The organism is Flavobacterium sp. (genome assembly GCF_043722275.1).
Taxonomy (GTDB): domain Bacteria; phylum Bacteroidota; class Bacteroidia; order Flavobacteriales; family Flavobacteriaceae; genus Flavobacterium.
In genome coordinates this window covers 99987-126638 of the sequence record NZ_JAYSPC010000153.1, presented here as the reverse complement: position 1 = coordinate 126638, position 26652 = coordinate 99987, and the positions used below count along the sequence as shown (strand labels likewise).

The window sequence follows — 26652 nt, the reverse complement described above, 5'->3', positions numbered from 1 at the left end:
CTGTGACTTTCTTTTCCATACAATTAGACTTTAATACTAATATATGTAAATCAATTTAACTCTTCCGAACACTTATGTTTTTAAAACCTGTCGGGTTTGAATGTTGAGATTGAATAGCGTCCAGCTTTAGCTGGATGTAAATATAAACGCAATCGAAAAGGGCTTTAGCCAAACTTTATTAGTTTGGCTAAAGCCCTTTCTATATTTAAATCTTATACCTCCAGCTAAAGCTGGAGGCTATTCAAAAAAATCACATCTTAGATTAAAAAATCTCCCAATCTGCAAAATCTGCGAGAAAAATATCTTCTTATTACAAAAGTAAACCCGACAGGTTTTTAAAACCTGTCGGGTTTGAATATGAGCTTGAATAGCCTCCAACTTAAGGAGGCTATACAAAAACTTTGCGACTTTGCGTCTTTGCGCGATTAAACTTTAAGCTTACTCTTTAACCTCAAAACCACTTTCCAATCCTTTATCAGAACTTCCACCAACCATGATTTTAAAAGTTCCTGCTTCAACTAAATAATTGCCTTCGTTATCATAAAAACCAAGTTCCTTATTAGTCAAAGTAAAACTTACCGTTTTAGTTTCTCCTTTTTTAAGATCTATTAATTCAAAACCCTTCAATTCTTTAATTGGTCGAATAATACTTGCATATTCATCATGAATATACAATTGCACGACTTCTTTTCCGTCGTAATTTCCTGAATTCGTGACGTCAACAGTAATTTGAACATTTTCTCCTTTTGCAAAAGCAGATTTATTTATTTTTAAGTTCGTATAATCAAACTTCGTATAACTCAAACCAAAACCAAACGAAAACTGAGGCGTTTTCTCCACATCAGTATAATGCGACCAAAATACATTTTTATCACTATCAATAGGTCTTCCGGTACTGTATTTGTTATAATAAATTGGAACCTGACCCACATTTCTCGGGAACGACATAGGCAATTTTCCACTCGGGTTATAATCGCCGTATAAAACCTGCGCAACAGCATTTCCGGTTTGAGTTCCTAATTGCCACGCTTCAACAATTACCGGAACATGTTCTGCTGCCCAAGGAATACTCAACGGACGGCCGTTATTTAAAACCAAAACAATATTCGGGTTTATTTTATAAATTTCTTCTAATAATTCCTGTTGAACGCCCGGTAAATTAAGATCAGTTCTGCTTCTTCCCTCACCACTTTGAAAACCATGTTCTCCTAAAACCATCACGACAACATCAGCATTTTTTGCAGCTGTTTTTGCAGCTTCAAATCCGCTTTTATCAGTGGTATTAAAAATTACCTCATCTAAAAATGAAGTTTTCCCAACAACTAAATCAGCTCCTTTTTCAAATGTCAATTGATTTTCTTTGTATTGCTGCATTCCTTCCAAAACCGAAACAGCAGTATTATTGTCCGACGCAATTCTCCAACTTCCTAACGGACTATTTTTATCGTTTGCCAAAGCGCCAATTAAAGCAATTTTCTGTCCTGATTTTTTCAGCGGAAGCAAATTCTTTTCGTTTTTCAATAAAACAATCGATTTTTTCGCCATGTCAAGAACGCCGTCATTATTGGCTTTACTGCCAACAACTTCTTTTTCACGTTTTTCATCACAATATCTATAAGGATCATCAAATAATCCCAATTCAAATTTGACACGTAAAATTCTGCGAACGGCATCATCAACCAAAGCCTCTTTTACCTTTCCTTCTTTCACTAAATTTGCCAATTTCGCCACATACAAATACGATTCCATGTCCATATCAGAACCTGCAATTACAGCTTTTGACGTTGCATCATCCTCATCTTTTGCATAACCGTGCGCAATCATTTCTCGAATCGAAGCATAATCAGAAATTACAAAACCGTCAAACTTCCATTTTCCTTTCAGAATATCTCTTTGCAGGAAAATATTTCCAGTTGCCGGAACACCATTCAAAGTATTAAATGAGTTCATAAACGTACGAACTCCCGCTTGCACAGTCGCTTCAAAAGGCGGTAAAACCGAATTATACAATTTCGAATTACTAATATCTACAACATTATATTCCAGTCCCGCTTCAACATAACCATATGCCGCAAAGTGTTTGGCACAAGCCGCAATGGTATTTATTTTAGCCAAATCAGCTATGGTTTCGCCCTGAAATCCGTGAACTCTGGCAATCGCAATCTTACTTCCCAAATAAGGATCTTCACCCGAACCTTCCATCACGCGACCCCAACGAGCATCATTTGCAACGTCAACATTTGGACCAAAAGTCCAGTTAATTCCAGATGCCGAAGCTTCATCAGCCGCAATCGCCGCCGATTTTTTAATCGCTTCTAAATCCCAACTCGCCGCTTCTGCCAACGGAATCGGGCTCAACGTTTTATAACCGTGAATCACATCAAAACCTATAATCAGCGGAATTCCCAAACGGGTTTCTTCAACCGCAATTTTCTGAACCGCACGAACTTCCTTCACACCCCGAACCGTTAACATCGAACCAACCCAGCCTTTTCGCAAATGTTCGTACTTCAGTTCCGCACTTCCGCCTTTTGGTGCCGGTCCCGTTACATCCCAAAATCCATTATATTGATTCATTTGCCCCACTTTTTCCTCCAAAGTCATCAAAGGCAAAAGCAAATCAATACGTTGTTCAATCGTTTTATTTTTATCCAGATACGGCTTTTTCTGTGCATTCATATTTCCAACAGTAAACAGGGCAAAAACCCCAATAGTTATTATTTTTTTATTTTTCATAGTGGTTTAGATAGTTTATTTTTAAAGGTGCTAAGCTTCTAAGATACTAAGTTTTTAAGTTTAATATTTTGGGCGTGTCCCTCCGGGTTGGGCTATTCGTTACAAGTCCTCGCACTTCCTTCGTCAGGCTGTGGGCTTTTCTCTGCTATCCCTCACGCGATCTGGCTAATGAGATGATTTTGTTTTCAATAGAAAAGTCCCAATTTCCACAATCTTGTCATTTCGACGAAGGAGAAATCGCACTCGTAAATCGACACAGATTGGCATTTCTTTGCGGAATTTCTAGTGCGATTTCTCCTTCGTCGAAATGACAAAAATGAGACTAAAATTATGATTTTAAATTAACTTTGTGTCTCACTTTTCGGGGCTTCTCCCGAAGCCTCGGGACCGCTCAGCCTGACAAAAAATAGCATGAAAAACAACCTAAAAAACCAGCGAAAACCCGTTAAACCCGTAAAATCTGTGGGCAAAATTCTATTCAGTTATAAAACAAGAAGCCGGCAAATTCGCTTTATTAAATAAATCAGATTGTATTGTATTTCCCCACACAAACCGAACTTTCACAGGAACTGAAACTTTTTTACTTACCAAAATAACCTGATTATTTTTTATCGAAGCTTCCGCCGGAAAGTAAATTCCATCGGCTCCAGCCATTTCAAACTGATTTGAGGTTTTATTTTTGAAATGCAATCCATCCGAATAATCAAACGAAACGATTACTTTGTTTTTTTCAATTTTAATCTCTTTAAATAATGGACTATTTACCAAATTAGAATTAACTTGATATGTTTCGGCCAACGCCAAATTTGCCAAACGAATTCCAACTGATTTTTTATTCTTTGGATGAATATCAATCGTATCCGAAACATCGCTAATTACAACCATTCCGGTTTTAGAAACTTCTTTCAGAATCTTTCTTTGAGAATCTCTTACAATAACGTTCGAGAAATTATTACTTCCTGTTTTATAAGGTGCAATCTGAACGAAGTAAAAAGGAAATTCGTCATTCCACGCTTTTCTCCATGACGTAATCAAAGCCGATAATGTTTTATCATAAACCAAAGAACCAACATTCGATTCACCCTGATACCAAAGCGTTCCGGCAATTTTAAAACCTGCAAAAGGATAAATCATCGCATTATAAGCACGTCCGGGTTGACGTGGTCCGTATTCTTGTTCGTTAAGCTTTTTGGCGTTTTCTAATAAAATAGGATCATTCTGAACAACTTCTTCCGGCATCCAGATTTCAGCTGGAGTTCCGCCCCAATTCGAAGAAATTAATCCGATAGGAACATTTTTTAAATCTTCCTGTAAACGTTTGGCAAAAAAGTAACCAATCGCACTAAAATTTTTCATGGTTTCCGGAGTTGATTCGACCCAGTTTCCTAATAAATTATTTTGTGGTGATGTTGCAGTTAATTTCGGAACGGTAAAAAACCGAATATTAGGATTCGTGGCATTTTTCATTTCTTCCTCACCATTATCGATTCCCCAACTTACCGACATTTCCATGTTTGATTGTCCGGAACAAACCCAAACTTCACCAATTAAAATATTTTTAAGAACCACTTCATTATATCCTTTTATTAAGATCGTAAAAGGTCCTCCCGCTTGAGGAGTTTTAATATGCAATTCCCATTGTGCCTGATTATTCGCCACAACTTTATATTCCTGATTGTTCCAACTAGAAACCAGTTTGATTTCTTCTTTTGGATTTGCCCAACCCCAAATTTTCACTTCGGAGTTACGTTGTAAAACCATATTATCGCCAAAAATATTCGGAAGTGTAACGTTTGCCATCATAGTACTGGAAATCATCAGAATGAAAACAAACTTAAATATATTATTTTTCATTTAGTAACTTTTTTAAAAACGGAGCATATTCATCAGCCAAAACCTTATGATCTGCCACATCCGGATGTCCTGAACAGCCTTTTGGCGTCATAGGTTTAAATTTGAAAATTACGATTGATTTATGTGCTTTATCATTTGCAAAAGCTGCTTTAACTTTATTAAGACAATCTTCAAAAACAATCGCATTTTGCCCGTTTACCATCGGACTATTTGTAATCACAATTTGCACTTTTGGATTGTGTTCGTACAACATTTTAATAAAGTTGACATAATTCGAAACGTACTTTTCAGCGTTAAAAGGCAAACGTTCTTTTTTACCGTCACCGCCCGAAAAGTCATTGGTTCCTAATGCAATACTGATAATATCTGGCTGAAATGCAAAATCATATTTAGGCTTAGAATTGTCTTTAGTCAAATATAAATTGGGATAAACATCGGGCATAATCGCTTCGTCTTTATTCTCGTCGTTCCAATTGCGATACATCCCAATTCCAGAAACAGAACTTAGCAAATAATCAACGCCAATTGCTCTGGAAAGAACTGGTCCATAAGCATAATATCCGTTATGGTGATCAAAATATTCGCCTTTATCACAAGGAATATCCGATGGATCGCTCGCTGCGCCACAAGTAATTGAATCTCCAATAAACTCAATTTTCTTTTTCTTTTTGGCAGAAATTGAGGTAAGTTTTGCGGTTGTTCCGGCAAATAGAATTCCGCCGCTATGAGCTTCTGTAGTTTTATAAATTTCAAGATTATGAATCTTTTTATCTGAAATTATTTTTATCGGAAAAGATTGTGCTGCGCCTTTTTCGATGCGTAGTTTCCCAATATATTTTCCGTCTAAAACCAAAGAAACATAATTATGATGTTCCCAGGAATCAACGCTTTGAAGCGAGATTGAACATTCATTTCCTGTAAAATTAAAAGAAACTGACGAAGCCGTTCCAATTAAAATAACATTGTTATTCTGGAGTTTTTCAACGCGACCTTGATAAAGAAAAGTATTGGTTTTACTTTGTGAATTCGAAATAACCGAAATCAGTAAAAACAAAATTAAAATGGGCATTTTTTTGAGAAACATAATTTATTTGTTAAAATATAAATACGATTCACAAATATATCTGAAATACGGTAAACAGAAAGATACTAAAACATCAAAAAGCAATAAAAAAACACCAAAACAGTTTTACTTATGTAGCCTGTAAATATTCATGTTATCAAACATTCCTTTGATATTCAAAAGCAACGGCATATCTTTATAAATTAAACTTTACAACAACTTCCTGAAATGAAATCAACATTATATATAGCATTTGCAGCCACAATTTTATTTTCCTCTTTTACTTGTAAAAAAGAAAATAAAATAGTTATTCATGATATTAAAAACGGTGAAACTTCGATTGATCGGGATTCTATTATTTCATTTTCTAAACAATTTATTGGCATATCTTATTTATATGCGGGAAATGATCCAAAAAAAGGATTTGATTGTTCCGGTTATGTCAATTATGTTTTTAAACATTTTAATGTGAGCGTTCCAAGAAGTTCAAGTGGTTATAAAAATTTAGGACCAGCAAAAAAAGCCGAAGATTTTAAAATAGGAGATGTTTTAGTTTTTTACGGTTATAAAGACAAATCAATTATAGGACATGTCGGAATCATTTGTGAAGCTAACGGAATGCATTCAAAATTCATACACGCTTCTTCCGGAAAAGCAGGAAGTGTCACAATTAGCGATTTAGATTCTGATCATTACAGCAAACGCTATTATAAATGTGTTGATGTATTGCCTAAATAAAAGTTTTTTTTGCCACAAATTACACTAATTTTCACGAATTGCTTTTTAATTTCAAAATAAAAAATTAGAGCAAATTCGTGTAATTCGTGGCAAACCTATTTTTAAGATTTATTCTTCTGTCAATAATTTTATCAAACTTTCATCTCTTTGGTAAACATCTTTATAAAAGTTCAAATTCCCATCGCGATCAACCCAAGCAGTAAAATAGCCAATGTAAACAGGGATTTTCTTTTTAAGCGAATACCAACTTTCTTTCCCTGCGTGCATGGCTTTATCGATTTTCGCAGTAGTCATGCTCGGATCTTGTTTTAAAATTTCAATCGCTAATTCTCTCGGTTTCCCTACACGAACACAACCGTGACTAAAAGCTCTGTTTTCTCTTTCGAATAAACTTTTTGCAGGCGTATCATGTAAATAAATATTATTTGAATTTGGGAATAAAAACTTCACCAAACCAAGTGAATTATTTTTCCCTGGCAATTGACGAACAGCGCCATTATTCCATTCCAGATTTTTCTGTGCCAAGTAATTCTTGTTCTTCGCCATTCCGGGTTTTATTTCGCTTTTTATAATACTTGGCGGAACATTCCAATACGGACTAAAAACAATATTATTCATCATTCCGCTAAAAACAACAGTTTTAGTCATTGCTTTACCAACCACAACCGGCGATACAAAAACAATTTCGTGATTACGAATTAAATACAATCTAAATTCCGGAATATTCACTTCGATATATTCTTTGCCTTTTTCAAGTTCAGGATCAATCCATCTGCAACGTTCCATATTAGCGATAATTGTTTTTATTCTGTCCGAAACAGGAATATTTAATTCTGTAATATGTTCCGGTAAAATGATGTTTTTTGGCGTCAAGCCGTGATGTAATTCGTAACTTTTAATTGCGGTAATCAAAGTAGAATCGCAAATATTGCTTTTCGAATTTTCTTTAAGATCTCCGGTAATATAAAGTCTTTCTCTAATTTGCCCTACCGAAGCAACAGAATCTCCTTTTTTCAGACTTTTAAAATCTTCGCCAACTTCAATTGTTTTCCATCCGCCTTTTTTCTCAATTTCTCTGTATTGATGTAGCGCATCACGAAGTTTATAATATTGGCTGAACATTTTGCTCTTTTTATCATCGCTAATGGTCGCTTTTTTATAAATAGAATCTGAAAAAACCTGATAATTGACTTTTTTTCGAGGTAAAAGCCATTGTAATGATCTGCTGGTTTTTTCGTCTACTCCGGAAACTTTCTGAACATAATAAAAGTAAAGATTTGTAATCATCAAATCTGTATTTACCAGAGAAAGTCTATTTTCAGCCGTATGTTCAAAAACAGGATTAATGTTCTCATTATAAGGAAAATTAGCTTTCAAACCTTCCTGTTCCAATCCTTTGTATTTATTAAATAATGTATTGCCAAATTCTACAACTCCTTTATTATCGAGCCATAATTGAGTAGAATTATTTTTTTTGTATAAAGCCAGAACCTGATCCTGAAATTTAACCAGTTTAGGATATGACTGATAAAAAGCTGCAATTTGTGTGCTGTCAACTTTAATTTTTAGCTCCGGTATTACTTTTTCTGTAGTCTTTGAATCTTCTTTTTTTTCTGACTTCTTATTACAAGAAACAGCACTCAAAAGAATGACAAAAGCAACAAGCGGATACAAAATTTTCATAATAATTTTTTTAATAAAAATAGAAAAGTTTTAATGAAAACAAAGCATTTATAAAAAAATTAATATTGACTTTACAATGCTAAAATGAAGTACTATTTACAGCAGTTTTTCATGAACTAAAATGCATAAAAAAAACTCCAGGCACATTACATACCTGGAGCTTCCACTTTATAAATCAACCTTTATTTTTAAATTACTGTTCCTTTCAAAGTAAGGATTTGCGGAGCTGTTTCCGCACTTGTTATCACAGTAACTGTTTTTGTAAAACCACCTTTATTTGCTGCATTGTAAGTTGCTGTTACTTTTGCTGATTTACCAGGCAAGATTGGTTCTTTAGTATAATCTGTTGCAGTACAACCACAAGATCCCTGAACATTTGTGATTACAACTGCTGTTTTTCCTGTATTTTTAAATTCGTAAACAATTGCTTTTGGTGTTCCTTGCGGAATTTGTCCAACGTCAATAGTTTGTGCTTTCCATGCAATTGTTGAAGCTGCTATTCCTTCAACTTTTGTTTCAGACGTGATCGATTTTATCGGTGCAATTGCTGAAAAAGACATTAAGCTTAAAGCCAAAGCTAACATCGAAATTTTGATAATTTTCATAGTTTTTATGTTTAATGGTTTATAGTTCTCATTTTATTTTTCAAAGATAATTCAGACAAAACCGAATCGCTGTTAACCGCTTTCAAATCTTTGTTAATGACTTGTTAATCGGCGTTTTTAAGTCTAAATTTGATTAATATTACATCCTAAAACATCATTTCTTGAAAATAAACAAACTCAATAGTATTATCCTTCTGGGACTTGTCGCCATAATTAGCATTTTGGTGGCGCAATTGCTTTGGACGAAAGAGGCTTTTACTTTGGAACAAAAAAAACTGAGCCAAAAAGCAAATATTGCCTTACTGGAAGTTGCCCGAAAATTATACGAAGGAAAGGATCACGAATCATCCTGCCAGAACCCGGTTCAAAAAATTTCAAACGACTATTATATTGTAAATATTCAAAACGCTTTTGAACCTGACGTTTTAGAATTCTATTTGAGGTCAGAGTTTAAAAAAATGAATATCACAACTGATTTTGAATATGCGGTTTACAATTGCCAAAGTGACGAAATGGTTTATGGAAAATATATTTCATTTTCTGAAAAACAAAAAGCTAAAAAAACAGTTTCCTTCCCTAAACATAAAAACTTAGTTTATTATTTTGCTATTCGGTTCCCAAATGAAACTACTTATTTATTTAGTTCGATGCGATTTTGGTTCCTACTTTCGATTGCTTTGATTTTAATTTTATTGATTTATGTGTATTCGATTTTTACGCTTTTGCAGCAAAAGAAATATTCTGAATTACAACGGGATTTCATCAATAATATGACGCATGAATTCAAAACGCCTTTATCTTCGATTTTAATTGCCTCAAAATATTTAATTGAACAGAATCCAATTAAAGAAGACAAAAAATTACATACTTATACTGATATAATTATCAATCAAAGTAATAAACTCAACAATCATATAGAGAAGATCTTAAACATTGCAAAATCAGATTATACGCCACTGGAATTGAAAAAAGAAACGGTTTTAATTGTTCCGATTATTGAAGAAACGATTGAAAATATTCAGTTGAAATATCCTGAAGCTTCTATTAAAATCGAAGCATTATCAAATGAATATCACTTAGAAACTGATGTTTTTCATTTTGCGAATCTGGTTTATAATTTATTGGATAATGCTATTAAATATTGCAGTGAAAAACCAGAAATTACGATTGGGATTTTAGTAGAAAATGCTGTTTTAAAATTGACTTTTACGGATAACGGAATTGGAATTTCCAGAAAAAATATTTCATTTATATTTGATAAGTTTTTCCGTGCACAAAACGAAAAAAGCATTGAAGTAAATGGTTTTGGACTTGGTTTGTATTATGTTAAAGAAATTTGCAATTTGCACAACTGGAAAATAAAAGCCGAAAATAACACAACAAATGGCATTACTATAACTTTGTCAATTCCTTATAAAAAATGAAACAATTCAAAATACTTTATACCGAAGACGACGAAACATTAGCGTTTTTGACCAAAGATAATTTGGAACAAAACAATTATGAAGTGGTGCATTGCTGCGACGGAAAATTGGGTTTAGAAACCTTTAAAAAAGAAAATTTTGACATTTGTATCTTCGATATTATGATGCCAAAAATGGATGGTTTTGAATTGGCTACCGAAATTAGAAAGGTAAATACTGATATCCCGATTATATTTCTTTCGGCTAAAACTTTAAAAGAAGATCGTATTAAAGGTTTGAGATTAGGCGCAGATGATTATTTAGTAAAACCTTTTAGTATTGAGGAATTACTGTTGAAAATTGAAATTTTCCTGAAACGTTCTCAGAAAAATATCCCAACAGAAAAATCAGTTTATGAAATTGGAAAATATCAATTTGACACAAATAATTTTATTCTTTTTAATGAAAACGAAAAAATCAGTCTTACACAACGTGAAGCCGAATTATTGAAATTATTTCTTGATAATAAAAATTCGGTTTTAAAAAGAGAACAAATTTTGACTTCGCTTTGGGGAACCGATGATTATTTTATGGGAAGAAGCCTTGATGTTTTTATTTCGCGTTTGCGTAAAATTTTAATTAATGAAACTGGTATTTCTATAGAAAACCTGCATGGAATTGGGTTTAGATTTACGATGTGATTTTTATTTTAAAATCGACAAAACCATCCAAAGTAACCACCGGATTTGTCCTTCCGACGAAGGAGGAATCTTCGCGAAGCTTTTCCTCACAGTAATTTAAAAAAGTTGGCATAAATAGAAGGACAAATCTTTGTCGAGTTTCTTGTGAAGATTCCTCCTTCGTCGGAATGACATACTATAAAAAACTCGTTATTAAATATAATCTTTCCTACGAATGATTAAAGCAGTTTTAAATACATATATTAAATAATAACAATTCTGTTACAAATAAGCAAAAATCTGTAAAATAAATTGTCTTAAAATTTCGTATTTTTAGTATCTAAATTTTTCCAAATATGAAAATACATCATTTACGCAACGCCACTTTAGTTATTGAAACTGAAACCGATGTTATACTGGTTGATCCAATGTTAGGAAAAAGAAAAACGATTCCGCCTTTTACCATTTTTAGATATAAACCTAAAAGAAATCCTCTTGTAGCGTTGCCAAAAAACAGCCGGGATATTTTAAGCAGAGTTACAATTTGTCTGATTACGCATTTACATCCTGATCATATTGATAAAGCCGGCGAAGTTTTTTTAAGACGCAAAAGCATTCCTGTAGTTTGCAGTATAAAAGATGAAAAAGTATTATCAAAAAGAGGTTTAAATATAAGTCAAAGTTTAAATTACTGGGAGCCGCAAGAATTTTTAGGTGGCAAAATAATTGGAATTCCTGCTATTCATGGTTATGGTTTTATTGCCAAATTAATGGGAAATGTGATGGGTTTTCATATTGAATTACCCAATCAAAAATCTGTTTATATAAGTTCTGACACAATTTTTACAGAACATGTACAAAAAGTTTTAATTGAATTTAAACCTGACATTGCAACCGTAGCGTGCGGAACAGCGAGATTAGATATTGGTCAGCCTTTATTAATGAGAATGAATGATATTTTGAAATTTACGGCTTTGGCTCCAGGCAGAGTTTTCGCCAATCATTTAGAAGCTTTAAATCATTGCCCAACTACAAGAGCCGACTTAAGATCAGCACTTTCTGAAAATAATCTTTTGGATAAAGTTGATATTCCAAGTGATGGAACTAATGTGGAATATTGATTTAAGCCTTACTCTAAAATATAAATCTATGTAGAGTTACTTGTGCAGATTCCTCGTTCCTCGGAATGACATACTATATTTTTCAGATTTTAAAATTATGCGCAAAGATTGTCATTCCTGAGGAACGAGGAATCTCCGCAATACTATTCAAATCCGTATTTCAAAAATTCTAAATCAGGATTAATTGTTTTTATGAGGACTATTTTTTTATTTCTATCCCAACCTTTAATTTCCTTTTCACGAGCAATTGCTTCCTGAATCCAAGTAAACTTTTCGTAATATAATAAAAATTGAACATTATATTTTGATGCAAACGTCTTATTTTTTAATATAATATTTTCCGTATGTTGATTTAATCTTTGCATCAAATTATTAGTAACTCCTGTATAAAGAACAGTCTTAGTTTTATTCGTTAAAATATAAATGTAATACGTATGATAACCTTCTTGAAATTGCATAATTAATTAAAATCCTTATTTAAAACAAATATAAGAAAATTCTTTAATTAATTACAAAACCAATAATCCAAATTCGCGTAAAGTATTGATTGGTTTAGAGTACCAAAACAATTCAAAATCATCTAAACCCGTTTCAAAATCGGCTTTTACTTCCTGGAATGTATAGTTTTTGGCATTTGAAATCGTGATTTTGGTTAAAATATCCACCAGCCATTCGCCTTCATTTTTATTGGTCTGAATATTGAAACTTTCTTTTTTATCATGAAAAGTAAAAGTCATCATTTCCCATGAATTTCCTTTTTTAGATTTTGTAAAATGTTCCACAAAAGGCCTTCCTCCTAACCAAACGACTTTTGCATTTGGTTTTGTGTTGAAATCATTTCCTTCTTCAAGAGCATTAAAAATAAAGTCCGGATCAATTTTTGTTTTCGGAATTTTAAAATCGAACCAATCTTGCAATTCATAATCAAAGCAGATTCCGTGCATGAAATTAAAAAGCGATTTTTTTAATCCAAAGCTAAATTTATTGTGATTAATTCCTGTAGAATCCGTATAATCGATATCATTATTGGCAAAAGTTCCAATTGCTTCAGTTTTTTTTGTTACACCAAATTTTTCCGGATATAATCCAACCGGACTATGAGCAGTCATTGCAAATTGATGCCAAAATCCCGATTGTAAAATTCCTGCTTCAAATAACTGACGTACCATTTCAAGACTATCGATCGTTTCCTGAATGGTTTGTGTTGGATATCCGTACATTAAATACGCATGAACCATGATTCCGGCTTCGGTAAAATTTCGGGTCACTTTTGCAACTTGTTCGACTGTTACACCTTTGTCAATTAATTTCAATAATCGATCAGAAGCTACTTCTAAACCACCGGAAACGGCAATACAACCTGAAGCTTTTAACAAAAGACATAAATCTTTAGAAAAACTTTTCTCAAATCGAATGTTTGTCCACCACGTTACGGCTAATTTTCGGCGTAAAATTTCTAAAGCCAAAGCACGCATCAAAGCTGGCGGCGCTGCTTCATCAACAAAGTGAAAACCATTTTGTCCGGTTTGCAGCATCATATCCTCCATTCGATCACAAAGCAAATTTGCCGCAACAGGTTCATAAACCTTTATATAATCTAAAGAAATATCACAAAAAGTACATTTTCCCCAATAACAACCGTGCGCCATTGTGAGTTTATTCCAGCGTCCGTCGCTCCACATTCTGTGCATTGGATTCACAATTTCGATTACCGAAATATATTTATCCAAAGACAAATCAGAATAATCCGGCGTTCCTACGTAAGCTTGTTTGTAATCGTGTTTTAATGAATTATTTTTGTAAACGACTTTTCCGTCTTCTAAAAGAAAAGTTCGTTTGTATTGCTTCTCTTCCCCCGACTCCGTTCGGGATGACAAATTTTCAACAAGTTCCTCTATTGGAACTTCACCATCATCTAAAGTAATAAAATCGAAAAACTCAAAAACACGCGCATCAGAAAGTGAACGCAATTCAGTATTTGGAAAACCACCGCCCATTGAAATTTTGATTTCGGGATGATTCTGCTTGATCCATTGTGCGCATCGAAAAGCGCTATATAAATTCCCCGGAAAGGGAACTGAAATTAAAAAGAAAGTTGGTTGTACGGCTTCAATTTTAGTTTTTAAAATCGAAATTAGAATCGCGTCTATATAAGTCGGTTTTTGTTGTAAAGCGTCGTGCAACTCATCAAAAGAATTAGCGCTCCGACCTAAACGTTCGGCATATCGGCTAAAGCCAAAATTTTCATCGACACATTCTACGATATAATCGGATATATCTTCAAGATATAAAGTAGCTAAATGTTTTGCTTTATCCTGAGTTCCCATGGTTCCAAAAGCCCAATCGAGTTCTTCTAATTGTGCAAAACGAGAAGCTTCCGGCAGAAAATCTTCCTGACAAATTTGTAACGCTAATGTTGGATTTTTTCCCTGCAAAAACTGAATTACCGCGTCAATAGTTTTGATATATTCATCCTGTAAAGCAAAAATACGTTTGGAATTATCTGAAACTTCATCCCTCGACTCCGCTCGGGAAGACACATTTTCAAAAAGTTTTTCAGAATAAAGGAACAAATCTTTTAACCCTTTTTTCGAAAACAACTCCAAAATCACATCAATACCCAAATCAGCCTGAACCGATTCGATATTTTTGGTGTTCAGAAAACCTTTTATATACGCCGTTGCTGGATAAGGAGTATTCAGTTGGGTAAAAGGTGGCGTAACGACAAAAAGTTTGGTTTTCAAAAGAATTATTTTTTTTGCAAAAATACGGGATATTTAGTGACTTTTTATGAAAAGATTCTGGTTACTTTTAAATAAAAAAAACCTTTTGAAAACACGTTCAAAAGGTTTTTTTTATGATAAAAGAATATCGATTAAAACTGATGCACCTTTTTAGAAATCACTAAAAATGAAATTAAAGAAATCAAAGCTGCTGTAGTCAAATAAAAGCCTACATAATTCAAACCGTAAGTGCTTGCCAGCCAAATTGCAATCATTGGAGCAAATGCGGCGCCCAAAATACCTGCCAGATTAAAAGTCAATGAAGCACCGGAATAACGCACTGTGGTAGGAAATAATTCTGATAAAAAAGTTCCTAAGGGTCCATAAGTGAATCCCATTAATGACATTCCGATACAAACAAAAGCCGTTACCATAACCGGATTTCCTGAATTTAGAAAGTACGAAAAGAAAAATCCGAAGACAGCAATAGCGGCACTTGTGATAATTAATATTTTACGGCGACCAATTTTATCCGCGACCACAGCTGAAACAGGAATAAAGATTGCAAAAAACAATACCGAAAACAATTGAATCAATAAAGCATCTCTTTTGGTAAAACCTAAATCTGAAGTTGCCCAACTCAAGGTGAAAACGGTCATTAAATAGAAAACTAAAAAGGTTGTAATGGCAGAAAAAGTTCCAAAAATCAATTGGTTTTTATATGATTTGATCAAAGTAAAGAACGGAACTTTAACTTCTTGTTGCTCTAATTTGGAATTTTCAAAAGCTGGCGTTTCGCTAATTTTCAATCGAATATAAAATCCAACAATTACTAAAAGAGAACTTGCAATAAACGGAATTCTCCAACCATAATCCATAAAAGCCTCACTGCTCATAGAATCGGTTAAAATTAAAAAAGTTCCACCGGAAAGTAATAATCCTATTGGCGCTCCTAATTGCGGAAACATTCCGTACCACGCACGTTTATGCGAAGGTGCATTTTCGATCGCTAATAAAACAGCGCCGCCCCATTCGCCTCCTAAACCAACTCCCTGACCAAATCTGCATAACATTAATAAAATTGGCGCAGCAATCCCGATACTTGCGTAACCTGGTAAAAAACCAATTGCAATTGTCGATAATCCCATTGTTAATAATGCGACTACTAAAGTGACTTTGCGACCTATTTTATCACCATAATGCCCAAAAACTGCTGAACCCAGAGGTCTGGATAGAAAAGCTATCGAAAAAGTCGCCAAAGATTCAAGAGTAGAATTTGTACTGCTTGTTCCAGGAAAAAACAATTGTGGAAAAACCAATACGGCTGCATTGGCATAAATATAAAAATCAAAAAATTCGATTGTAGTACCAATCAAGGAACCAAAGAGAACATGTCGCAAGGAGTTCTCCTTATTAGGATTATTTTTCATATAAATAGATATACTTTTTTTCTTGTAAAAATATAATTTCATTATTAATAATTCACGTTTACAATCATAAGTTTCAGAACAACTTTACTTTTTAACAAATTACACGAACTTTCAATTTTAAAAAACAACAAAAATTAAATTTTTAAAAACCTGATTACAAGATTTTTAATATTAAAAACAAAAATCAAATCATAACCAATCGTTAAAACCGTTTTTAACTGCATATTTTCATTAAATTTACAGCTGTCAAAAATAAATTTAAAATTATGCCAACCGACTGTATCAGCTATCAAACTTCAGGATATTTTTCTAAGTTAATGCAAGATTATTTAGATCAAAAATCAGAATTAAAACCGCTGTACAATCATTTTCCAACTTTGGAAAACTTTGAGAAACAAATCATTGAAAAGCAGGCAAACTTTGATAATGCAAACCGAGTTCCTTTAGTTGAAACCTTAAAAAAGCAATATCATCATATTGAAATTTCAGATGCTACAAAGCAAAACATCGAGCTTTTAGCACTTTCAAACACCTTTACCATTACAACCGGACATCAGTTAAATTTGTTTAGCGGTCCTTTATATTTTTTATATAAAATCATTTCGGCGATTAATCTGACGAAAGAATTAAAGCTAAAATATCCCGCGAATAATTTTGTTCCAATTTACTGGATGGCAACTGAAGATCATGATTTTGAAGAGATTAATTATTTTAATTTCAAAGGAAAAAAATTCAGATGGAATAAAGAAAGTACCGGACCTGTTGGAAGACTTTCAACGGAAGGATTAGCCGAATTTCTTGAAATATATTCATTAGAATTAGGATCTAGTACAAATGCAAATGTCGTTAAAAAACTATTTGACGATGCTTATCTAAAACATGAAAACTTAGCCGATGCGACTCGTTTTTTAGCCAATAGTTTATTTGCTCAATATGGTTTGGTAATTTTAGATGCCGATGATGCAAATTTAAAACGTGCATTTATTCCTTATATCAAGGAAGAATTAGTAGAACAAACTTCATTCAAAGCAGTTCAGGAAACTATAGAACAACTCAAAGATTATTCGGTTCAGGTAAATCCTCGAGAAATCAATTTATTTTATATTGAAGATGATTTACGCGAGCGCATTATTTTTGAAAATGATAAATATGGTGTTAACAACACCAAAATTGTATTTTCTAAAGAAGAAATTCTAAACTTATTAGAACGTAATCCGGAGAAATTCAGTCCAAACGTGATTATGCGTCCGTTATATCAGGAAATTATTTTACCAAATTTATGTTATATTGGCGGAGGCGGAGAAATTGCTTATTGGCTGGAATTAAAATCATTTTTTGAAGCTGTAAATATTACGTTTCCGATGCTTTTGGTTCGTAATTCGGCACTTTTAGCAACTGAAAAACAAGGTCAAAAAGCCGATAAACTAAATTTAAGCTGGGCTGATTTATTTACAAAACCAGCTGATTTAGTAAACGCAATAACACATAAATTATCTGCTTTTCCGATTGATTTTACACCTCAAAAAGAAATATTAGAACAACAATTTGAATATCTTTACGAATTAGCACAGCAAACTGATAAATCATTTACGGGAGCTGTAAAGGCGCAGGAAGTCAAACAAAAGAAAGGTTTAGATAATCTGGAAAAAAGGTTGCTGAAAGCACAGAAACGAAAATTAGACTCTGAATTACAAAGAGTTTCAGATTTACAATTTGAGTTGTTCCCAAATCAAAGTTTACAGGAACGCCAAACTAATTTTTCAGAATTTTATCTGGAAAAAGGCGAACAGTTGATTCCGCTTTTAATTCAAAAATTAAAACCATTAGAAAATAATTTTAACATCATAACAATATAAAAGTTTGCCACGAATTGCACGAATTACCTGAATCTGATTCTCATAAATAAAAATTAGCAGAAATTCGTGCAATTCGTGGCAAAATAACAATCCGTTTTAACGGTAAAATAAAGTAATAATCCTCAGAAACAAATAACCACTCCTTCTGAAATTATTGCCTCTCTAAACCAAATAGTAACTTTTAAAACAAAAATTAACCTATTTACCAAAATTATGACCAGAGAGCGCTTGATTTCGTTGGATGTCTTTAGAGGACTCACTATTTTATTGATGACTATTGTAAACAATCCCGGCGATTGGGGAAATGTTTATCCGCCTTTATTACATGCCGAATGGCATGGATGTACACTAACCGATTTAGTTTTTCCGTTTTTTGTCTTCATTATGGGAGTTGCTGTTCCTTTAGCAATGCCGGATAAAATCTACGACAAAAACACTTTTAATAAAATTTTGGTTCGATCTTTACGAATGTTGTGTTTGGGAATATTCTTTAATTATTTCAGTAAAATACAATTATTTGGACTTGACGGAATTCCGCTTCTTATTGGCAGATTAATTATTACCATTGCCGTTGGTTATGCTTTAATGGGCAGTTTTAGTTCAAAAGTTAAAAATATACTGGCATTTTCAATTTTGATAATCTATTTGTTTTTAGCTTACAGCGGTATTGAAGCTTATCATGACGTACGTTTGCCGGGAGTTTTACAACGAATTGCAATTGTATATTTTGTAGTTTCACTATTATATTTAAAAACTTCTCAAAAAACACAAATTATAACTGGTATAGTTTTACTATTAGGTTATTGGGCAATCATGACTTTGATTCCAGTTCCCGGAATTGGAGAAGCAAATCTTGAAAAAGGAACAAATTTAGCAGCTTGGGTTGACAGTGTTTTTCTTAAAGGACATATGTATCGTGGTACGGTTACGTGGGATCCGGAAGGAATTTTAAGCACTTTCCCGTCAATTGTAAACGGAATTATTGGTCTATTAATTGGACAAATATTGCAACGCGAAATTCCCAAAACGCAAAAAGCAACTAAAATTGCTATTGCTGGCATAGCATTAATAATTGCTGGTTTAGTTTGGAATATTATTTTCCCAATCAACAAATCAATCTGGACAAGCAGTTATGTTTTATACACAACAGGATTAGCCGCAACATTTTTGGCACTATTGTATTATATAATTGACATCGCCGATTATAAAAAAGGATTCAAACCATTTTTAATTTGGGGCGTAAACCCAATGATTGTATTTTTTACTTCGCAGATTATTCCGCAGGCTTTAGTCATGATACAATTTAAAAATCCTCATAATCCTGAAGAACAAATTAACCTTTTAACTTATTTGTATAGTTTTGGAATCGCGGCATTTTTCAGTAATCCCATGACAGCTTCTTTAGCCGGAGCATTGGTTTATGTTGCAATCTGGACATTTATTTTATGGATATTCTACAAAAATAAATTGATTTTCAAAGTTTAGAAATTTTTATCATAGAAGTTATATAAGATATTATAAGTAGAGATGCACAGCAGTGCATCTCTTTTCTTTTTGTAGTAAATAATAATGTTAAATAGCTTTACTAAAAATGAATTTATATAACTTATATGGTGAAATGTTTTTCTTTGCTAAAACATTGCTACAAGTCATTTTAATTACGAATTAATTAAAATCAATTCATAAAAAATGTATACTTTTGCACAAAATTAAAAATAAGCAATAAAATGGCAACAAATAGAACGTTTACAATGATTAAGCCAGATGCAGTTCAAAACGGACACATCGGAAATATCTTAGCAATGATTACTAATGGAGGATTCAAAATCGTTTCATTAAAATTAACTCAATTAACTGTAGCTGATGCAAAAGCATTTTACGCAGTTCACGCAGAAAGACCTTTCTACGGAGAATTAGTTGAATTCATGTCTCGCGGACCAATTGTTGCTGCAATTTTAGAAAAAGACAACGCAGTAGAAGATTTCAGAACTTTAATTGGAGCTACAAATCCAGCTGACGCTGCTGAAGGAACTATTCGTAAAGCATACGCAACTTCTATTGGAGAAAATGCAGTTCACGGTTCTGATAGCGACGAAAATGCTGCTATCGAAGGTGCATTCCATTTTGCTGGAAGAGAGCAATTTTAATAATTTTAGATTTTAGAGTTCAGATTTTAGATTACTGAATTTTTTAAGATTTATTATAAAAAAAATACCGTTTCAAAATTTGAAACGGTATTTTTTTATGCATTTTTTTTAAATCTAAAATCTGAACTCTAAAATCTAAAATTTAGCGCAGCACAACATCAGTAACTACTTCACGTCTTAATTCCTCATTAATCATTTTCACGATTTTAGACTTTCCGTGGCTTAATTCTTCTCTTAAAACTGCCGATGTCAATTCTACATACAACGTACTTCCTTTTAATACAACATTTTTAGTATACGTATTCACACCATTTCCCATCAATTGTCTCCACGCGTCTTTTACATCAATCTGATCCATTCCGGCGCCCAATTTATTCACCTGGATAATCTGTTGCAAAACAGCCCCAATCGTACTTTGATTATTTAGTCTTTTTGCCATCTTGTAATAAATTTATCGGTCCTGCTTTTTTATAATGATATTCTTTTTTCTCCTGATTTTTCACCACCAGCTTTTCATCCGAAATTGAAATCAATTCCTCACTCCATTTGGCATAATCCGTTTTATAATCCAGAAAAACCTGATCGTCTTTAAATCGAACCGAAACATTTTCAAAAGAATCACTTGTCAAAAAAGTTCCATCAAATTGAGGCATAACTTTTTTTCTGATTCCTTTATTATTTTTAATTTCAAAATAATCAAAACTTTCATTCATTCCGTAATCTTTGTCTTCACCTTTATCAAAAACAACTTTTTCAATCTCCCAATAACCGTTTAATTTGGCAATATCTGCCGGTTTAATTTCCTGTTTACAACTCACAAATAAGAGCGATAAAACCAAAATTATAAAAGTATTTTTCATAAGTATATTTATTAAAATTCAATAATTGTGCCACTGAGCATCCTGAAGACTCAGGAGCAGAATTAGGAGCTGTTTCCTGCTGTCCGCTATATCTTTTTCTTGCTAAAAAAGCAATAAAAAGGATGCCGCTCCCATCAGGGCTAGGACTCACGCTTTCAAAAGAAATTTTATATTACAAAGTTAACCTTATATACTTCAAAAGAAATTTTTATCTCTTCTATTTATTTTTATAAGAATCAGAACTATATATTCTGCTTTGAAAATTAACCTTACGTAAAACCTTATTCTTGTAGAATTATGTCTTATAAGGACTATATATATCTTTTATATAAAAGACTTTTACGCGAAAATCCCTTTTTAACATTTCTATTTTTTCAATCTCAATAATCATTTCTAAAATAAGAAAAACAAAAAAAAATGAAAAAAAATTTCCTGTCATTAATGATATTGATTTTAACTTCATGCACCACCAAAAGCACGAAAGATATTTTAAAAAATACTCACAAGAAAGAAAATAGCATTATTGAAGAAAGCACCAAACAAAAAGATGAAAAGGAAATAAAAGATTCTATCAAGGACAATTTTCTCGAAACACGCAAAATTAAAAATTCTCCAGTCAAAATTATATTTTCTAACCTATACAAAAACGAATATTCTGAGCATAAGGATATCAAACTCATTTACAAAAATTTAACCAAAAAAGATATCAAAGCAATTAAATTTGAATGGTATTGCGAAAATGTATTTGAAGAACCTGCAAGTGGTCAATATTTTTTTGTAAAAGGTATAGCAAATGGACACACGGATATTTTATTAAAATCCGGAAAAGTAGATTCTAAAATCTGGGAAGATTTCTCAACAGACGCATATAAAATTATAGCTGCAAGAGCATATCTGGTAGTTTTTACTGACGGAACAAAATGGCTGCTTTAATACAAAAATTATTTTCCAACTATCCTTGTTTGTGATTGCTTTAACCAAGAAAGCTAAACAAATCTACTCATAAATGAATCAGGGATAAGCTTTAATTCTCCACAGGATTCAATTAGATTATATTCAATTAAGATAAAATTAATGTAAATTTTAAAAACAAAATCACGAGACAACTTACATTATCGTTTCGTACGCAATCTTTTTAGGATTCCCATAAAAAAGCAAGCCAATCCCAGAACTAATAAAACGAAGTAAAAAGGCATACTTTGATCTTTTATCACATTTGCCAATACAAAACAAATAACGCTTCCGAAATAAAAAGTAAGAGGCGTTATATTTTTTAAAGAAGAAAAATCCATTAGAAATTATCTTAGAATATTATTTAAAAAAACTGTCTACAAATTCATATTTATTAAAGACTTGCAAATCTTCAATTCCTTCACCAACTCCAATATATTTTACAGGAATTTGAAATTGATCAGAAATACCTATTACAACACCGCCTTTTGCAGTACCGTCTAATTTGGTTACAGCAAGTGAAGTAACTTCAGTTGCAGCAGTAAATTGTTTGGCTTGTTCAAAAGCATTTTGTCCGGTAGAACCATCTAAAACCAAAAGTACATCGTGAGGCGCATCAGTAACAACTTTTTGCATTACACGTTTTACCTTAGTAAGCTCATTCATTAAATTGACTTTGTTGTGCAAACGTCCGGCAGTATCAATAATAACAATATCAGCATTTTGAGCTACAGCTGATTGTAGTGTGTCAAAAGCAACAGAAGCCGGATCACTTCCCATATTTTGTCTTACAATTGGAACTCCCACTCTATCTGCCCAAACTTGCAATTGATCTATAGCAGCAGCACGAAATGTATCTGCAGCACCTAAAACAACATTATAACCCGCTTTTTTAAACTGATAAGCCAGTTTACCTATTGTAGTAGTCTTACCAACTCCGTTAACACCAACAACCATTAAAACATATGGTTTTTTATCTTTTGGGATATCGAATTCGGTTGCTTCTCCAGTATTTGTTTCAGATAATAAGGCGCCAATTTCTTCACGTAAGATTTGGTTCAATTCTTCTGTACCTAAATATTTATCTTCGGCAACTCGTTTCTCGATTCTTGTGATGATTTTCAACGTTGTATTTACACCAACATCTGAAGCAACAAGAATTTCTTCAAGATCATCTAAAACGTCATCATCGACTTTAGATTTTCCAGCAACGGCTTTGCTTAATTTTGAGAAAAAAGTGGTTTTTGATTTTTCAAGACCTTTGTCTAAATTCTCTTTTTTATCAGTAGAGAATAATTTTTTAAAAAAACTCATTTTTTACAGGTTGTTAGTTTTTAGATTATACGATTCTTTGACAATCTAAATAATCCTAATATTTAAAGAAGACCAACTGTTTTTAATCCAGCCCCGATAGAATCGACATCCTTTACTTGCCTTCTTTAGGCAAGTAAAGATATAGAGGATAGCGGGAATTATTGCTTAAAAAAAAGCTAATTGTTTTGCTTCTATAAAATTTTAGACAAATATAAAAAATAAAAAAGCTACTTCCGAATGAAAGTAGCTTTTCTATATGATGTGTTTGTTATTATTTCTTTTTCAAGAAAGTATCAACTTCTTCAGGAGCCATAATAGATTCTACGAATGTATATGCACCAGTTTTAGGAGATTTCACCATTTTGATGGCTTTTGATAATCTCTTAGAAGATGTTTGTAACGATGCTACGGTTTTCTTTGCCATGATTTAAATGTTATTGAAATCCAATAATTCTTCAAATGTTATTAATATTACTTTCGTAAAATTACATTTGAGATTATATTAAATCTCTAAATTATTACTTAATTTCTTTATGAACAGTTACACGTTTCAAGATTGGATTAAATTTTTTAATCTCTAATCTGTCCGGAGTATTTTTTTTGTTCTTAGTTGTTATGTATCTTGAAGTACCTGGAACACCAGAAGTCTTGTGTTCAGTACATTCTAAAATTACCTGGATTCTATTACCTTTCTTTGCCATCTTGCTATATATTTATTTAGGAAAAGATTATTTGATAAATCCTTCTGACTGTGCTTTTTTCAAAACAGCAGTGATTCCATTTTTATTAATTGTTTTTATCGTAGATGCTGCTACTCTAAGAGTAATCCATCTATCTTCTTCTGGAAGATAAAAACGCTTTTTAACTAAGTTTACAGAAAATTTTCTCTTAGTTTTGTTCATAGCGTGAGAAACGTTATTTCCTACCATCGCTCTTTTACCTGTAAGGTCACAAACTCTTGACATTATACTTATCTTTTATCGTTATTCAAAATCAGGGTGCAAAGAAAAGAAAAATAAACGATTGAAACAAAAAATTATAGCACATTTTTTAAAATTTCTTTCTGTAATATTTCTAAACTCTTAATTGTGGCTCTATCTATCACTTTCTCACGTGGTTGGCCAAAATTAAATTCTTCAACAATTATTCCGGCTGGAGTAGCTAAAGCGATAAAAACAGCTCCAATTTCAGCATCTGAGTCACCTTTTGTTGGTCCGGCGTTCCCGGTTGTTGCAATTGCATAGTCTGTTTTGAGTATCTCTTTCACGTTCAAAGCCATAGCCGAAGCAACCTCTGCGCTAACTACCGAAAATTGATCAACTAAATCCTGTGAGATACCGAGAACATTAACCTTCGCCTCTGTTGCATACGAAACTATACTGCCTTTGAAGTAATTAGAAGCTCCGGGAACAGCAGATAAAATTGAAGCAATTTTTCCTCCTGTAAAACTTTCAGCAGTTGAAATGGTTCGATTTTGTTTGGTTAATATTTTACCAACTACGGATTCTATTGTTTCATTTTCCTCATAACCCACTATAATATCATGAATTATAGCATCTAATGATTTTACGTTTTCTTCGATTGCTGCTTCTAAAAGCTCTTTATTTGTTCCTCTGGCAGACAAACGCAAGCGAACTCTTCCGGGATTTGGCAAGTAAGCTAACTTGATAAATTCAGGCAAATTATTCTCCCAATCCTCGATACGTTCTGCCACTAGGCTCTCGCCCTGACCATAGGTTAAAATGGTTTTATGAATGATATACGGGCGTTTATATTCACGAACTATTTTAGGAATTATCTCTTCTTCGACTAAATATTTCATTTCGTACGGAACTCCCGGAAGCGAAATAAATACTGTATCTTCTTTCTTCATCCACATTCCCGGCGCTGTTCCCACTTTATTGTGTAAAACGGTGCATTTTGACGGAACTAAGGCTTGATCTTTATTTAATTGTGATATTGGTCGTTTGTAAAAACCTTCAATCAGTTCTGTTACGTGAGCTAAAACTTCAGGATTGACAATTAGTTCATCATCAAAATAATCGCAGAATGTTTTTTTTGTAATATCGTCTTTTGTCGGGCCTAAACCGCCGGTTATCACAACAACATCGACTTTGTTTTGCAAAAGAGCAAATGTGTCTAAAATATGTTGTTTGTTATCGCTTATCGAAATCATCTCATGAACTTCGACCCCAATTCGGTCGAGGGATTTTGCAATAAAACCTGAGTTTGTATCTACAATCTGACCTATTAAAATTTCGTCTCCAATAGTAATGATAGTTGCTTTCATAGCTGTGGAATATTTTTACTTACTTATTTAAGTTATTATTATAAAGTAGGTTGTTGTCGCAATGAGTTTGCGTGAGGGGTAGAAACGGCATCCTTTTGTGACAAACGAAAAGTGCTCGCTGAACGAATTTTTTATGGAACAAAAGATATAGTGAATAACCCGACTCCATTTTTGCCCTCACTTTTAAAGGGCAAGAATGGAGTCACGCCCATATCTTACAAATCAAAGTCTTTTTTGATTTCTTTTATCGCCTCTTTCACTTGTATCTTAATACTTTTGAAGGTTTCGACAATTTCTTTTTTCTTGCCTTCGGCCTTTGTCCAGGCTTCGACTTGCAGAATCTCTTCAAATGCCACATTTAAACCCATTAAATCTAATGTTGGTTTTATTTTGTGTGCATAAGAATAAGCATATTTATGATCTTTTTTCTTAATTCCTTCTTTGATTTGTTTCAAATCTTCAGGAACTTCGGTAACAAATAATTGAAGAATTTCGTTTACAAATTCCGGATCATTGTCTGAAAGTGCATATACTTTCGAAAGGTTGTATTTTAAAGCCATTATTTTACTTGTATTCTGAATAATTTTTTATCTTCTAAAAAGCCTTCTAAAACGTCATTTGGTTTAACTGCAGCAACACCTTCCGGAGTTCCTGTAAAAATAATATCTCCAATTTTTAAGGTAAAAAATTGTGATACATACGAAACAAGTTCATCAATTTTCCAAAGCATAAAGCTTGTATTCCCTTTTTGAACAGTTTCTGAATTATTTGTCAGCTCAAATGTAAGATTTTCCATCGAAATAAAATCGTTTTTTGGTAAAAACTCTCCAATAACAGCAGAACCATCAAACGCTTTTGCTTTTTCCCAAGGTAATCCTTTTGCCTTTAATTTATCTTGTAAATCTCTGGCAGTAAAATCAATACCTACACTTATCTCGTCGTAATATTTATGTGCAAACTTAGGCTCAATGTACTTTCCTACTTTGCTAATTTTAACAATTATCTCTATTTCGTGATGAATTTCTTCAGAAAATTCAGGAATTACAAACGGATGCTGCTTCAATAAAACTGCCGAATCCGGTTTCATAAAAACGACTGGTTCTGTTGGACGTTCGTTTTTTAATTCTTCAATATGATTGGTATAATTTCTACCGATACAAATAATCTTCATATTTTTATGAGTTGCTAAGCTACTAAG

At 32.8% G+C, this 26652-nt stretch carries 25 protein-coding genes; 8 read left to right on the top strand and 17 right to left on the bottom strand.

Features of this window, described 5'->3' with window-relative positions:
* Positions 1 to 438: 438 nt before the first annotated feature.
* The 3 genes from bglX to ACHZDT_RS19160 form a co-directional block, all read right to left on the bottom strand.
* Positions 439 to 2736, bottom strand: a complete 2298-nt coding sequence (bglX, locus tag ACHZDT_RS19170; RefSeq protein ID WP_394776302.1) for a beta-glucosidase BglX — start codon at positions 2734 to 2736, stop codon at positions 439 to 441.
* 474 nt (positions 2737 to 3210) lie between these two features.
* Positions 3211 to 4590 carry a sialate O-acetylesterase gene (locus ACHZDT_RS19165; protein WP_394776301.1) on the bottom strand — a complete coding sequence of 460 codons (1380 nt, stop codon included), beginning with the start codon at positions 4588 to 4590 and terminating at the stop codon, positions 3211 to 3213.
* Positions 4580 to 5659: a GDSL-type esterase/lipase family protein gene (locus tag ACHZDT_RS19160; protein ID WP_394776300.1), complete on the bottom strand. Its 1080-nt coding sequence runs from the start codon at positions 5657 to 5659 to the stop codon at positions 4580 to 4582. The genes ACHZDT_RS19165 and ACHZDT_RS19160 overlap by 11 nt, the downstream gene beginning before the upstream one ends.
* A gap of 222 nt (positions 5660 to 5881) precedes the next feature.
* Between ACHZDT_RS19160 and ACHZDT_RS19155 the strand changes: the two genes are divergently transcribed.
* Positions 5882 to 6391 (top strand): C40 family peptidase, encoded by a 510-nt coding sequence (locus tag ACHZDT_RS19155; RefSeq protein WP_394776299.1) that lies wholly within the window; start codon positions 5882 to 5884, stop codon positions 6389 to 6391.
* A gap of 108 nt (positions 6392 to 6499) precedes the next feature.
* Here the strand turns inward: ACHZDT_RS19155 and ACHZDT_RS19150 are convergent, their stop codons facing one another.
* The gene (locus ACHZDT_RS19150) at positions 6500 to 8074 is read right to left on the bottom strand and encodes a murein L,D-transpeptidase (protein WP_394776297.1); all 1575 of its coding nucleotides are present in this window, start codon (positions 8072 to 8074) and stop codon (positions 6500 to 6502) included.
* A gap of 188 nt (positions 8075 to 8262) precedes the next feature.
* On the bottom strand, positions 8263 to 8679 hold the full coding sequence (locus tag ACHZDT_RS19145; RefSeq protein WP_394776296.1) for a DUF1573 domain-containing protein: 417 nt from the start codon (positions 8677 to 8679) through the stop codon (positions 8263 to 8265).
* A 161-nt stretch (positions 8680 to 8840) separates the two neighbouring features.
* On the opposite strand from ACHZDT_RS19145, the gene ACHZDT_RS19140 reads away from it, so the two are divergent.
* The 3 genes from ACHZDT_RS19140 (at position 8841) to ACHZDT_RS19130 (ending at position 11883) form a co-directional block, all read left to right on the top strand.
* Positions 8841 to 10103, top strand: a complete 1263-nt coding sequence (locus ACHZDT_RS19140; RefSeq protein WP_394776295.1) for a sensor histidine kinase — start codon at positions 8841 to 8843, stop codon at positions 10101 to 10103.
* Positions 10100 to 10783, top strand: coding sequence for a response regulator transcription factor (locus ACHZDT_RS19135; RefSeq protein WP_394776294.1), 684 nt, complete (start codon positions 10100 to 10102; stop codon positions 10781 to 10783). Before ACHZDT_RS19140 ends, ACHZDT_RS19135 begins: the two co-directional genes overlap by 4 nt.
* A gap of 335 nt (positions 10784 to 11118) precedes the next feature.
* Positions 11119 to 11883: an MBL fold metallo-hydrolase gene (locus ACHZDT_RS19130; RefSeq protein WP_394776293.1), complete on the top strand. Its 765-nt coding sequence runs from the start codon at positions 11119 to 11121 to the stop codon at positions 11881 to 11883.
* A gap of 143 nt (positions 11884 to 12026) precedes the next feature.
* On the opposite strand, the gene ACHZDT_RS19125 is transcribed toward ACHZDT_RS19130, so the two are convergent.
* The 3 genes from ACHZDT_RS19125 to ACHZDT_RS19115 form a co-directional block, all read right to left on the bottom strand.
* Positions 12027 to 12341: a GIY-YIG nuclease family protein gene (locus tag ACHZDT_RS19125; protein ID WP_394776292.1), complete on the bottom strand. Its 315-nt coding sequence runs from the start codon at positions 12339 to 12341 to the stop codon at positions 12027 to 12029.
* Between the two features lie 51 nt (positions 12342 to 12392).
* Positions 12393 to 14627: a B12-binding domain-containing radical SAM protein gene (locus ACHZDT_RS19120; protein WP_394776291.1), complete on the bottom strand. Its 2235-nt coding sequence runs from the start codon at positions 14625 to 14627 to the stop codon at positions 12393 to 12395.
* A 131-nt stretch (positions 14628 to 14758) separates the two neighbouring features.
* Positions 14759 to 16036 (bottom strand): MFS transporter, encoded by a 1278-nt coding sequence (locus ACHZDT_RS19115; protein WP_394776290.1) that lies wholly within the window; start codon positions 16034 to 16036, stop codon positions 14759 to 14761.
* A 266-nt stretch (positions 16037 to 16302) separates the two neighbouring features.
* On the opposite strand from ACHZDT_RS19115, the gene bshC reads away from it, so the two are divergent.
* The 3 genes from bshC (at position 16303) to ACHZDT_RS19100 (ending at position 20039) form a co-directional block, all read left to right on the top strand.
* Positions 16303 to 17892 (top strand): bacillithiol biosynthesis cysteine-adding enzyme BshC, encoded by a 1590-nt coding sequence (bshC, locus tag ACHZDT_RS19110; protein WP_394776289.1) that lies wholly within the window; start codon positions 16303 to 16305, stop codon positions 17890 to 17892.
* Between the two features lie 213 nt (positions 17893 to 18105).
* Positions 18106 to 19377 (top strand): acyltransferase family protein, encoded by a 1272-nt coding sequence (locus tag ACHZDT_RS19105; protein WP_394776288.1) that lies wholly within the window; start codon positions 18106 to 18108, stop codon positions 19375 to 19377.
* Between the two features lie 242 nt (positions 19378 to 19619).
* The gene (locus ACHZDT_RS19100) at positions 19620 to 20039 is read left to right on the top strand and encodes a nucleoside-diphosphate kinase (protein WP_394776286.1); all 420 of its coding nucleotides are present in this window, start codon (positions 19620 to 19622) and stop codon (positions 20037 to 20039) included.
* 142 nt (positions 20040 to 20181) lie between these two features.
* On the opposite strand, the gene ACHZDT_RS19095 is transcribed toward ACHZDT_RS19100, so the two are convergent.
* Positions 20182 to 20478: a DUF721 domain-containing protein gene (locus ACHZDT_RS19095; RefSeq protein ID WP_213305316.1), complete on the bottom strand. Its 297-nt coding sequence runs from the start codon at positions 20476 to 20478 to the stop codon at positions 20182 to 20184.
* A complete protein-coding gene (locus ACHZDT_RS19090; RefSeq protein ID WP_394776285.1) occupies positions 20459 to 20899 on the bottom strand; it encodes a lipocalin family protein in 441 nt (146 codons plus the stop codon). Before ACHZDT_RS19090 ends, ACHZDT_RS19095 begins: the two co-directional genes overlap by 20 nt.
* A 417-nt stretch (positions 20900 to 21316) precedes the next feature.
* On the opposite strand from ACHZDT_RS19090, the gene ACHZDT_RS19085 reads away from it, so the two are divergent.
* A complete protein-coding gene (locus tag ACHZDT_RS19085) occupies positions 21317 to 21832 on the top strand; it encodes a hypothetical protein (protein WP_394776284.1) in 516 nt (171 codons plus the stop codon).
* A 378-nt stretch (positions 21833 to 22210) separates the two neighbouring features.
* Here ACHZDT_RS19085 and ftsY read toward each other — a convergent pair whose 3' ends face one another.
* From ftsY to ACHZDT_RS19050, 7 genes are all read right to left on the bottom strand, one after another.
* Entirely contained in the window at positions 22211 to 23164 is a 954-nt protein-coding gene (ftsY, locus tag ACHZDT_RS19080) for a signal recognition particle-docking protein FtsY (RefSeq protein WP_394776283.1), read from the bottom strand.
* Between the two features lie 271 nt (positions 23165 to 23435).
* Positions 23436 to 23588 carry a DUF4295 domain-containing protein gene (locus tag ACHZDT_RS19075; protein WP_007805819.1) on the bottom strand — a complete coding sequence of 51 codons (153 nt, stop codon included), beginning with the start codon at positions 23586 to 23588 and terminating at the stop codon, positions 23436 to 23438.
* 94 nt (positions 23589 to 23682) lie between these two features.
* Complete coding sequence (rpmG, locus tag ACHZDT_RS19070; RefSeq protein ID WP_008253902.1) at positions 23683 to 23865, bottom strand: 50S ribosomal protein L33; 183 nt, start codon at positions 23863 to 23865, stop codon at positions 23683 to 23685.
* A 27-nt stretch (positions 23866 to 23892) separates the two neighbouring features.
* Positions 23893 to 24129, bottom strand: a complete 237-nt coding sequence (rpmB, locus tag ACHZDT_RS19065; RefSeq protein ID WP_008468080.1) for a 50S ribosomal protein L28 — start codon at positions 24127 to 24129, stop codon at positions 23893 to 23895.
* 71 nt (positions 24130 to 24200) lie between these two features.
* Positions 24201 to 25454 (bottom strand): CinA family nicotinamide mononucleotide deamidase-related protein, encoded by a 1254-nt coding sequence (locus ACHZDT_RS19060; protein ID WP_394776281.1) that lies wholly within the window; start codon positions 25452 to 25454, stop codon positions 24201 to 24203.
* A 215-nt stretch (positions 25455 to 25669) separates the two neighbouring features.
* Complete coding sequence (locus tag ACHZDT_RS19055; RefSeq protein WP_394776280.1) at positions 25670 to 26014, bottom strand: Hpt domain-containing protein; 345 nt, start codon at positions 26012 to 26014, stop codon at positions 25670 to 25672.
* Positions 26014 to 26625, bottom strand: coding sequence for a fumarylacetoacetate hydrolase family protein (locus ACHZDT_RS19050; RefSeq protein ID WP_394776279.1), 612 nt, complete (start codon positions 26623 to 26625; stop codon positions 26014 to 26016). The genes ACHZDT_RS19055 and ACHZDT_RS19050 overlap by 1 nt, the downstream gene beginning before the upstream one ends.
* Positions 26626 to 26652 lie beyond the last annotated feature (27 nt).